Here is a 10,162-nt window from a genome sequence, read left to right on the forward strand (position 1 = left end):
ACCAAGTTCTACAGCCGTAAGGAAATCCGTGATATTATTGCTTATCTGAATCTTATTGCCAATTTAAGTGACAATATCAGTTTTGAGCGCATTATCAACGAGCCAAAACGCGGAATTGGCCCAGGAACGGTTGAGAAAATCCGTGACTTTGCTAGTATGCAAGATATGTCTATGCTAGATGCTTCAGCAAATATCATGTTGTCTGGCATCAAAGGAAAAGCAGCCCAGTCTATCTGGGATTTCGCAAATATGATTCTGGATTTGCGCGAGCAACTGGACCAGTTAAGCATTACTGAGCTGGTTGAGGCTGTTTTAGAAAAAACAGGTTATATCGATATTCTCAATGCCCAAGCTACCTTAGAAAGCAAGGCGCGGGTTGAAAATATTGAAGAGTTCCTATCTGTTACCAAAAACTTTGATGACAATCCTGATAGTCAAGAAGAGGAAACAGGTTTAGATAAACTCAGTCGTTTCTTGAATGACTTGGCTTTGATTGCAGACACTGACTCTGGCAGTCAGGAGACATCAGAAGTAACCTTGATGACCCTCCATGCAGCGAAAGGACTTGAGTTCCCAGTTGTCTTTATCATTGGGATGGAGGAAAATGTCTTTCCGCTTAGCCGTGCGGCTGAGGATCCAGATGAACTAGAAGAAGAACGCCGTTTGGCCTATGTCGGTATCACACGCGCAGAAAAGATCCTCTATCTGACCAATGCCAACTCTCGCTTGCTTTTCGGTCGTACAAACTATAATCGCCCAACTCGTTTTATCAATGAAATTAGTTCGGACTTGCTTGAGTATCAGGGCTTGGCTCGACCAGCGAATACTAGTTTTAAGACCTCTTATAGCAGTGGTGGAGTGGCCTTTGGTCAAGGTATGAGCTTAGCTCAGGCTCTTCAAGAACGAAAACGCAATGCTGCACCAAGCTCTATCCAGTCAAGCGGTCTCCCATTTGGACAATTTGTAGCTGGGAATAAAAAAGATTCGACTGATACAAGCTGGTCTATTGGAGATATTGCTCTCCACAAGAAATGGGGCGAGGGAACTGTTCTGGAAGTTTCAGGTAGTGGTGATACTCAGGAATTGAAAATCAATTTCCCAGAAGTAGGGCTGAAAAAACTTCTAGCCAGTGTAGCCCCAATTGAGAAAAAAATCTAATTTTCCATCCTTCTCACGAATAATAAAGTGAGGAGGATTTTTATGTACAGTATTTCATTTCAAGAAGATTCACTCTTGCCTAGAGAAAGATTGGTTAGAGAAGGAGTAGAAACCCTGAGCAATCAAGAGTTGTTAGCCATTCTGCTCAGAACCGGAACACGCCAAAGCAATGTTTTTGAAATTTCCCAAAAAGTCTTGAATAGCATCACCAGTTTGACTGAATTGAAAAAAATGACCCTGCAGGAATTGCAGAGCCTTTCGGGTATTGGACGTATTAAAGCCATTGAATTACAAGCTGTGATTGAACTGGGTCATCGCATTCACAAACATGAAACCCTGGAGATGGAAAGTATTCTCAGCAGTCAAAAGCTAGCCAAGAAAATGCAACAGGAACTTGGCGACAAAAAACAAGAGCACCTAGTGGCGCTCTATCTCAATACTCAAAATCAAATCATTCATCAGCAAACCATCTTTATCGGCTCTGCGACACGTAGCATTGCTGAACCGAGGGAAATCCTTCACTATGCCATCAAGCATATGGCCACCTCTGTGATTCTCGTTCATAACCATCCATCAGGTGCTGTATCTCCTAGTCGAAATGACGATCATGTCACTAAGATAGTCAAGGAAGCCTGTGAACTGATGGGAATCGTTTTCTTGGACCACCTGATTGTCTCTCACTCCGATTACTTTAGTTACCGTGAAAAGACGGATTTGATTTAGAGTTCGTTAACAACATAGTCAAATAGCGTTTTATCTTTGGGGCGATTTTCAAAGAGAAATTCTGGATGCCATTGAACACCAAGATAAGGAAAGCCGTCCGTACTTGTCACAGCTTCAATGATTCCATCTTTAGGATCATGTGCTACAACCTTAAGATTTGAAGCTAGATCTTTAATGCTCTGGTGGTGGAAGGAGTTGATATGAGAGATTTCTCCATAGATCTCTCGGAGAATGGTATCAGGTTCCGTTACGAGGCGTTGGGTCGTGTATTCGGCTGAACAGTCCTGCCAATGATCCTCAATATCTTGGTGAAGCGTGCCCCCCATGGCGACATTGAAAAGTTGAGTACCCCGACAAACAGAGAAAATTGGTTTCTTCTGCTTAATCGCTTCTTTGATAAGAGCTAGTTCAAAAATATCTCTTTGAAGGTGGTAGTCATCACTATCAATAGCCTTTGGTTCATCATAGAATTTTGGATCAACATTTTGCCCACCTGTTAGGATGAGTTTATCAATCATAGCGACGTAATGGCTTGCCATTTCTTGATCACCAATCGGAAGGATGATGGGAATTCCGCCAGCGTCCTTGACACCTTCAACAAAACCTTTTGCCGCATAGCTCATTAGGACATCATCATCTGGATGAGCTTTTTCATTTCCTGTAATCCCAATAATTGGTTTTTTCATAAATGCTTTCGCTTTCTAATCCTCTTTACGCATAAAATAGAGGAGGGTTTGGAGTTCGCTTGTCAAATCGACATACTGAACGACCACATCTTTTGGGAGGTGAAGGTGAACAGGGGAAAAGCTGAGAATACCTTTTATACCTGCATCAACCAAAAGATTGGCAACTTCTTGTGATTTAACACTTGGAACAGTTAGGATAGCAGTTTTAACATCTGCTTCTTTTATTTTTTCTTTAATCTGAGAAATACCATAGATTGGAATTCCATCAGGTGTCTGGGTTCCGACTTCTGGATGGTCATCTAGGTCAAATGCCATGATGATTTTCATCTTGTTACGCTCATGAAAACGATAGTGGAGAAGGGCATGCCCCATATTTCCAATCCCGACCAGCATAACATTGGTAATGGAGTTATCATTAAGGAGGTCAGCAAAAAAATTCATCAATTTTTTGACATCGTAACCAAAACCACGACGACCTAGTTCACCAAAATAGGAAAAATCCCGACGAACCGTCGCAGAATCGATACCGATAGCCTCTGCAATTTGCTTGGAGTTGGCACGTTCGATTTTTTCTGCATGAAATCTCTTGAAAATTCGATAGTAGAGAGAGAGTCTTTTTGCTGTTGCTTTTGGAATAGCAGACTGTTTATCTTTCACAAAACCACAACCTTTCTATTCTTCTATTTTATAGAAACATTGTGAAAAAATCAACAAAAACAAGAAAAAACTAAGAAAATCTTAGTTTTAGTCTAAAAAATTAGCTTGTGAAAGAAATCGGTAGAGATCGCCAACTAATCCTTGATAAATCACTTTATCATTCAGTGTTAAGGAGCTGATTAGGAGAGTGTCGGGCAGGGTCACACAGCCCGATAGGGATAACATGAGTTCTTCGTAATCAGCAAACTCAAGTGTACGTTCTACTTGATAGTTATCTTTATAAGTCAAACGAAACATAGCCAATTATCTTTCTTCTTTAGTGAAGATACCGCGTTCTACTAAACTGTCCATGAGGAAGTAGAATTTTTCCTGATGAATGTGGTGGTCTTCTGATTTAAAGATATTAACCAAACGAAGGCCTGATTTGTCAGTGATGTTAAGCTTGGCTCCAGTAAGTTCCTTGTTAATGGTAATTTTTAGTTGGAAACCTTCGCCGCTGTTGGGAACTTTTTCAAGCAAACGAGTCAGTTCGAAGTTTCCTACTTTTGTTTCAAAGAAAGTATTGTCTTTGAGCGTGAATTTTTTGACAGATGGGCTAAGTGTATAGTCGTAACGACAATTTTTTAACTGAATGATTTTTTCAAATGCCATATGGCTAATCTCCGATAATTTCTTTTAAGGTTTTTGCGAGGGTTTGTAGGTCTTCAACAGTATTTTGTGGCGACAAACTGATGCGAACGGATTCCTTCAATCGTTCTGAATCTGCCCCGTACATTGCTTCGAGAACATGGCTGGATTGGACAACACCTGCCGTACAGGCTGATCCAGTAGAGATAGAAATTCCAGCTAAATCTAGACGGAGGAGTAAGAGGTCGTTTTTCTGCCCAGGAAATCCAATATTGAGAACATAAGGGAGATGATGTTGTCCTCTATTCAGGTAATACTGAATTCCCTCAAGCTCTGCAAGAAAGGCAGTTTCTAAATTTTGTACATGTTGAAAATGTTCGTCTTGATATTTTAAGTCCTCTTTGAGGGCGGCAACCATGCCTACAATGGCAGCAAGATTTTCTGTTCCAGCCCGTTTCTTTTGTTCTTGATCTCCACCGTGAAGATAGGAATCAAAGTCTACAGATGAAGCGTAAAGAAAACCAACCCCTTTTGGCCCATGGAATTTATGGGCAGAAGCGCTAAGGAAATCAATTCCTAATTCCTCGGGATGAATAGGGAGTTTCCCGATAGCTTGAACAGCATCTACATGATAAGCAGCAGGATACTCTTTTAAAATACGTCCAATCTCAGCGATAGGTAAGAGACTTCCTGTTTCATTATTAGCATACATGGTGGAAACGAGAATGGTATCGTCACGTAAGGCTTCTTGAATTTGCTGGGCAGTTATTTCTTGATTTACTGGTTGGATGATGGTCACTTCAAAGCCAAAATGTTGCACCAGGTAATCAATGGTCTCAAGCACAGAATGGTGTTCAATAGCTGTCGTGATGATATGTCTTCCACGATCCATATGACGGAGACAATGACCGATAATAGCTGTGTTGTTACTCTCTGTCCCCCCAGATGTGAAAAAGATATGTTGAGGTTTTGTCCCCAGTAACTGGGCTAGTTCCTGACGGGCTTCTCTCAAGAGTTTGCCAGCTTGACGTCCATGACCATGAATACTAGAAGGATTGCCATGGGTTTCTTGCATAACCTTGGTCATGGCTGAAATAGCAACTGCTGACATAGGAGTAGTAGCAGCATTGTCCAAATAAATCAAAGAATCACCTTATTTCTTTTTGTTGTAAGCAAAGAGTGGGCTGACTGGTTTTCTTTCATGGATGCGGACGATCGCATCACCGATCAATTCGCTAGCGGTAATGTAACACACATTTTTCGGAGTTCTTTCTTTCGTGGCTACTGAGTCTGTCACAAGAATTTCTTTGATGTTGGTAGCATCAAGAAGGTTAGCAGCACCTTCTACAAAGAGACCATGACTTGATACCGCATAAATCTCAGTTGCGCCTTCACGCTCAACAATTTTCGCTGCTTCTGAGAAAGTACGTCCAGTATTGAGAATATCATCAATCAAAATAGCTTTTTTACCTGCAACGTCTCCGATGATGTAGCCTTCGTTACGCTCAGAATCGTCTTGAGCATAGTCAATAATAGCGATCGGAGCATCAAGATACTCAGCCAAGCTACGAGCGCGCTTGACACCAGAGTTTTTAGGACTAACAACAACAACATCTGATCCAAGTAAGCCCTTATCGCAGTAGTGTCTAGCAAAAAGAGGAATTGTATAAAGATTGTCTACAGGAATATCAAAGAAACCTTGAACCTGAACAGCGTGCAAATCAAGAGTTAGAACACGACTTACACCAGCCTTGACGAGCATATTAGCAACGAGTTTTGCAGTGAGGGGTTCACGAGAAGAAGCGATTCGATCTTGACGTGCATAACCAAAATAAGGGAGTACAACGTTGATACTATGAGCACTTGCACGTACACAGGCATCAACCATAATTAGTAACTCCATCAAATGATTGTTAACAGGGTAGCTGGTTGATTGGATGATGTAGACATCATAACCACGAACACTCTCTTCAATGTTGACTTGGATTTCTCCATCAGAAAATTGACGAGAAGATAATTTTCCGAGAGGTACACCAACTGTTTCTGCAATTTTTTGCGCAATTTCATGATTGGAATTAAGTGCGAAAAGTTTCATGTTATTTCTATCTGACATTATGAACCGTCCTCTGTAAACTCAAATTATTTTATTTCTACCATTTTACCAAAAAATGGAGATTATTTCAGCAATTTTTCATGCTTTTGATAAAACGAATTAATTTTGAAGGAGCTTTCTGATAAGTAATTTGATTTTCTTCTAAAAATCTCTGAAAATCAGCTTTCCCCTTTTCATGATCTGTAACTTCAAGCTCGAGTTCATAGTCTATCTGATCAAAGTAGTGACTTTCATCTAGTGCCATTAAGCCAATTTCAGTTTTCATTTCATAACGAAGAGTTGAAAGGCAACCTAGAACAAGCCATTCAAGGTTTTCAATACCAATTTTAGCGAGCTTTTCTAAAACGAGCCCTTGAGGTAGTTTTTGTTTTTCTAGGTATGATTCAGCTTCTGGAAGAGTGAGCTTCTGGTTGTATTCCATATTTCCTACAGTTTGAGGCACTTTCAAGGTCAACTCTGCCCAATCTGAAAAAGTTCGAATGCGCATAGCAACCTTCTTTTCTCGCAATTTGAAATCTGGTGTATCAATGTAGTAGTTTTTCTGAAGGACGGGCTGGATATGGGAAAACTGTTTTTTTAGATGATCATATTCCTCTTTTTTCAGAAGTGTTTTCAATTCTATTTCTAAATGTTTCATTTTTTCAACCTTTTCTATATCTTTGAAAGCGATTTATGGTATAATGGACAATGTATTTATTGTATACGAATGTACTGAAAAAATCAAAGATTTTCGACGGGCAATCAAACATTACAAGGGAGAAAGTATGACCATAGAATGGGAAGAATTTTTAGATCCTTATATTCAGGCTGTTGGTGAATTGAAGATTAAACTTCGGGGGATTCGCAAACAGTATCGCAAGCAAAACAAGCATTCTCCGATTGAGTTTGTAACAGGTCGTGTAAAACCGATTGAAAGTATCAAAGAAAAAATGAATCGTAGAGGGATTGGCTATGATACTTTGGAACATGACTTACAGGATATCGCGGGTTTGCGAGTCATGGTGCAGTTCGTCGATGATGTTCAGGAGGTTGTTGCGATTTTACGTAAACGCCATGATATGAGAGTAGTACAGGAACGTGACTACATCACGCATCGGAAGGCTTCGGGTTATCGCTCCTATCATGTGGTGGTAGAGTATACAGTTGACACCATCAGTGGTGTTAAGACGATTCTGGCTGAAATTCAAATCCGGACCTTAGCCATGAATTTCTGGGCTACGATTGAACACTCACTCAATTATAAGTATCAGGGTGATTTTCCAGAGGAAATCAAGAAAAGACTGGAAATCACGGCAAAAATAGCCTATCAACTGGACGAAGAAATGGGTAAGATTCGTGATGATATCCAGGAAGCGCAGGCTCTCTTTGATCCATTGAGCAGAAAACTAAACGATGGTGTAGGAAATAGTGACGATACAGATGAAGAATACAGGTAAGCGAGTTGATCTCATAGCAAACCGAAAACCGCAAAGTCAGAAGGTTTTGTACGAACTGAAGGAAAAACTAAAGAAACAACATTTTATACTGAACGATACCAATCCCGACATCGTCATTTCGATTGGTGGCGACGGGATGCTTTTGTCTGCTTTTCACAAGTATGAGAATCAGTTAGACAAGGTTCGTTTTGTAGGTGTTCATACAGGGCATTTGGGATTCTACACAGATTATCGAGATTTTGAGTTGGATCAGTTGGTGACCAATCTCCTACTCGATACTGGTGCCAAGGTTTCCTATCCTGTTTTGAATGTCAAGGTAACGCTTGAAAATGGAGAAATGAAAACTTTCCGAGCATTAAATGAAGCCAGCATCCGTCGATCAGACCGGACCATGGTTGCGGATATCATCATTAACCATGTTCCATTTGAGCGATTCCGAGGAGATGGAGTAACTGTTTCAACGCCGACGGGAAGCACTGCCTATAACAAGTCCTTGGGGGGAGCTGTCTTGCATCCTACTATTGAGGCCTTGCAGTTGACGGAGATAGCGAGTCTTAACAATCGAGTCTATCGAACGTTGGGATCATCAATCATCATTCCCAAAAAAGATAAGATTGAACTCTTGCCGACACGCAATGACTACCACACGATATCAGTCGATAACAGCGTTTATTCTTTCCGTAATATTGAACGGATTGAGTATCAAATTGACCATCACAAGATTCACTTCGTAGCGACTCCGAGTCACACTAGTTTCTGGAATCGTGTCAAAGATGCTTTCATTGGCGAGGTGGATGAATGAGGTTTGAATTTACCGCAGATGAGCACGTCAAAGTCAAAACTTTCCTCAAGAAACATGAGATTTCCAAGGGACTTTTGGCTAAGATTAAGTTTCGAGGCGGGGCTATTCTGGTCAATGGCCAACCTCAAAATGCGACCTATCTCTTAGATATTGGAGACAGGGTAACTATTGATATTCCAGCAGAGGAAGGTTTTGAAACCTTGGAAGCAATTGAGCGTCCACTGGATATTCTCTACGAGGATGACCATTTTCTGGTTTTGAATAAGCCCTATGGAGTTGCTTCCATCCCCAGTGTCAATCATTCCAATACCATTGCCAATTTTATCAAGGGCTACTATGTTAAACAGGAATATGAAAATCAGCAGGTTCACATCGTGACTAGGCTTGACAGAGATACGTCTGGATTGATGCTCTTTGCTAAGCACGGCTATGCTCATGCACGTTTAGATAAGCAACTGCAACGAAAGTCTATCGAGAAACGTTACTTTGCTTTGGTTAAAGGAGCTGGTGTCTTGGAGCCTGAAGGGGAGATTATTGCCCCGATTGCGCGTGATGTGGACTCCATTATCACGAGACGGGTTGCCAAAGGTGGGAAATATGCTCATACGTCTTACAAAGTTGTAGCCTCTTATGGAAATATTCACCTAGTCGATATTCGCCTGCATACTGGGCGAACCCACCAAATCCGAGTGCATTTTTCTCATATTGGTTTTCCTTTGTTGGGAGACGATCTCTATGGAGGAAGCTTAGACGATGGGATTCAACGCCAAGCCTTGCATTGTCATTATTTATCTTTTTATCATCCCTTTCTAGAGCAAGATTTGCAACTAGAAAGCCCCTTACCGGATGATTTCAGCAAACTTATTACTCAGTTATCAACTAATACTCTTTAAAAACTATTTGGAGTATAATTTATTTTCTTAAAGGAGAAAACTCATGGAAGTTTTTGAAAGTCTCAAAGCCAACTTGGTTGGCAAAAATGCTCGTATCGTTCTCCCTGAAGGGGAAGAGCCACGTATTCTTCAAGCGACAAAACGTTTGGTAAAAGAAACAGAAGTGATTCCTGTTTTGCTCGGAAACCCTGAAAAAATTAAAATTTATCTCGAAATCGAAGGGATCATGGATGGTTATGAAGTAATTGATCCCCAACATTATCCTCAATTTGAAGAAATGGTTGTTGCTTTAGTAGAACGTCGTAAGGGCAAAATGACTGAAGAAGAAGTACGCAAGGTTCTGATTGAAGATGTTAACTACTTTGGTGTAATGCTAGTCTACTTGGGCTTGGTTGACGGTATGGTGTCAGGTGCCATTCACTCAACAGCCTCAACAGTTCGCCCAGCCCTTCAAATCATCAAAACACGCCCAAATGTAACTCGTACGTCAGGTGCCTTCCTCATGGTTCGCGGAACAGAACGTTACCTATTTGGTGACTGTGCTATCAATATCAATCCAGATGCAGAAGCCTTGGCCGAAATTGCTGTGAATTCAGCCATCACAGCCAAAATGTTTGGAATCGAACCTAAAATTGCCATGCTTAGCTATTCTACTAAAGGTTCAGGATTTGGCGAAAGTGTTGATAAGGTCGTAGAAGCAACTAAAATTGCTCACGACTTGCGTCCTGACCTTGAGATTGATGGTGAATTGCAATTTGATGCGGCCTTTGTTCCTGAAACTGCAGCTCTAAAAGCACCTGGAAGCAATGTAGCTGGTCAAGCAAATGTCTTTATCTTTCCAGGTATCGAAGCGGGAAATATCGGTTACAAGATGGCGGAACGTCTCGGTGGTTTTGCGGCTGTAGGTCCTGTTTTACAAGGTTTGAACAAACCTGTTAACGACCTTTCTCGTGGATGTAATGCAGATGATGTGTACAAGTTGACTCTTATCACAGCAGCTCAAGCAGTCCATCAATAAGATTTAGCTCTCTCTCCGCCTCTTTGTCAACTGTAGCGGGTGACTTATA

At 41.0% G+C, this 10,162-nt stretch carries 13 protein-coding genes; 6 read left to right on the forward strand and 7 right to left on the reverse strand.

Annotated elements, in window-relative coordinates:
- Both SORDD16_RS11655 and radC read left to right on the forward strand, forming a co-directional pair.
- The coding region (locus SORDD16_RS11655; RefSeq protein ID WP_241733967.1) for a 3'-5' exonuclease at positions 1–1,158 on the forward strand (1,158 nt) is incomplete at its 5' end.
- A gap of 42 nt (positions 1,159–1,200) precedes the next feature.
- Positions 1,201–1,881 (forward strand): RadC family protein, encoded by a 681-nt coding sequence (radC, locus tag SORDD16_RS03800; protein WP_061452436.1) that lies wholly within the window; start codon positions 1,201–1,203, stop codon positions 1,879–1,881.
- Here the strand turns inward: radC and SORDD16_RS03805 are convergent.
- From SORDD16_RS03805 to SORDD16_RS03835, 7 genes are all read right to left on the reverse strand, one after another.
- On the reverse strand, positions 1,878–2,567 hold the full coding sequence (locus SORDD16_RS03805) for a gamma-glutamyl-gamma-aminobutyrate hydrolase family protein (RefSeq protein WP_061452437.1): 690 nt from the start codon (positions 2,565–2,567) through the stop codon (positions 1,878–1,880). The genes radC and SORDD16_RS03805 overlap by 4 nt on opposite strands.
- A 15-nt stretch (positions 2,568–2,582) precedes the next feature.
- Positions 2,583–3,224 carry a redox-sensing transcriptional repressor Rex gene (locus SORDD16_RS03810; RefSeq protein WP_061417470.1) on the reverse strand — a complete coding sequence of 214 codons (642 nt, stop codon included), beginning with the start codon at positions 3,222–3,224 and terminating at the stop codon, positions 2,583–2,585.
- 87 nt (positions 3,225–3,311) lie between these two features.
- Positions 3,312–3,521, reverse strand: a complete 210-nt coding sequence (locus SORDD16_RS03815) for a DUF4649 family protein (protein ID WP_061452635.1) — start codon at positions 3,519–3,521, stop codon at positions 3,312–3,314.
- A 6-nt stretch (positions 3,522–3,527) separates the two neighbouring features.
- The gene (locus SORDD16_RS03820) at positions 3,528–3,875 is read right to left on the reverse strand and encodes a DUF1831 domain-containing protein (protein WP_061452438.1); all 348 of its coding nucleotides are present in this window, start codon (positions 3,873–3,875) and stop codon (positions 3,528–3,530) included.
- Between the two features lie 4 nt (positions 3,876–3,879).
- Entirely contained in the window at positions 3,880–4,995 is a 1,116-nt protein-coding gene (locus SORDD16_RS03825) for a cysteine desulfurase family protein (protein ID WP_061452439.1), read from the reverse strand.
- 9 nt (positions 4,996–5,004) lie between these two features.
- Positions 5,005–5,964, reverse strand: coding sequence for a ribose-phosphate diphosphokinase (locus SORDD16_RS03830; RefSeq protein WP_061452440.1), 960 nt, complete (start codon positions 5,962–5,964; stop codon positions 5,005–5,007).
- A gap of 67 nt (positions 5,965–6,031) precedes the next feature.
- Complete coding sequence (locus tag SORDD16_RS03835; protein ID WP_061452441.1) at positions 6,032–6,601, reverse strand: CYTH domain-containing protein; 570 nt, start codon at positions 6,599–6,601, stop codon at positions 6,032–6,034.
- Between the two features lie 127 nt (positions 6,602–6,728).
- On the opposite strand from SORDD16_RS03835, the gene SORDD16_RS03840 reads away from it, so the two are divergent.
- Genes SORDD16_RS03840 through pta form a run of 4 tightly spaced genes read left to right on the forward strand, consistent with a single transcriptional unit; the run spans position 6,729 to position 10,113 of the window.
- Positions 6,729–7,400 (forward strand): GTP diphosphokinase, encoded by a 672-nt coding sequence (locus SORDD16_RS03840; RefSeq protein ID WP_061452442.1) that lies wholly within the window; start codon positions 6,729–6,731, stop codon positions 7,398–7,400.
- Complete coding sequence (locus SORDD16_RS03845) at positions 7,384–8,202, forward strand: NAD kinase (RefSeq protein WP_061452443.1); 819 nt, start codon at positions 7,384–7,386, stop codon at positions 8,200–8,202. Before SORDD16_RS03840 ends, SORDD16_RS03845 begins: the two co-directional genes overlap by 17 nt.
- The gene (locus SORDD16_RS03850; RefSeq protein ID WP_061452444.1) at positions 8,199–9,095 is read left to right on the forward strand and encodes an RluA family pseudouridine synthase; all 897 of its coding nucleotides are present in this window, start codon (positions 8,199–8,201) and stop codon (positions 9,093–9,095) included. The genes SORDD16_RS03845 and SORDD16_RS03850 overlap by 4 nt, the downstream gene beginning before the upstream one ends.
- 43 nt (positions 9,096–9,138) lie before the next feature.
- A complete protein-coding gene (gene pta / locus SORDD16_RS03855; protein ID WP_061452445.1) occupies positions 9,139–10,113 on the forward strand; it encodes a phosphate acetyltransferase in 975 nt (324 codons plus the stop codon).
- Positions 10,114–10,162: the final 49 nt, after the last annotated feature.

Source organism: Streptococcus oralis, assembly GCF_001578945.1.
GTDB lineage: Bacteria > Bacillota > Bacilli > Lactobacillales > Streptococcaceae > Streptococcus > Streptococcus oralis_Q.

Excerpts from the sequence above, each read along its gene's own strand:
- radC (WP_061452436.1), top strand. The coding sequence starts at position 1,201 with ATGTACAGTATTTCATTTCAAGAAGATTCACTCTTGCCTAGAGAAAGA.
- SORDD16_RS03805 (WP_061452437.1), bottom strand. The coding sequence starts at position 2,567 with ATGAAAAAACCAATTATTGGGATTACAGGAAATGAAAAAGCTCATCCA.
- SORDD16_RS03815 (WP_061452635.1), bottom strand. The coding sequence starts at position 3,521 with ATGTTTCGTTTGACTTATAAAGATAACTATCAAGTAGAACGTACACTT.
- SORDD16_RS03820 (WP_061452438.1), bottom strand. The coding sequence starts at position 3,875 with ATGGCATTTGAAAAAATCATTCAGTTAAAAAATTGTCGTTACGACTAT.
- SORDD16_RS03830 (WP_061452440.1), bottom strand. The coding sequence starts at position 5,964 with ATGTCAGATAGAAATAACATGAAACTTTTCGCACTTAATTCCAATCAT.
- SORDD16_RS03835 (WP_061452441.1), bottom strand. The coding sequence starts at position 6,601 with ATGAAACATTTAGAAATAGAATTGAAAACACTTCTGAAAAAAGAGGAA.
- SORDD16_RS03840 (WP_061452442.1), top strand. The coding sequence starts at position 6,729 with ATGACCATAGAATGGGAAGAATTTTTAGATCCTTATATTCAGGCTGTT.
- SORDD16_RS03845 (WP_061452443.1), top strand. The coding sequence starts at position 7,384 with ATGAAGAATACAGGTAAGCGAGTTGATCTCATAGCAAACCGAAAACCG.
- SORDD16_RS03850 (WP_061452444.1), top strand. The coding sequence starts at position 8,199 with ATGAGGTTTGAATTTACCGCAGATGAGCACGTCAAAGTCAAAACTTTC.
- pta (WP_061452445.1), top strand. The coding sequence starts at position 9,139 with ATGGAAGTTTTTGAAAGTCTCAAAGCCAACTTGGTTGGCAAAAATGCT.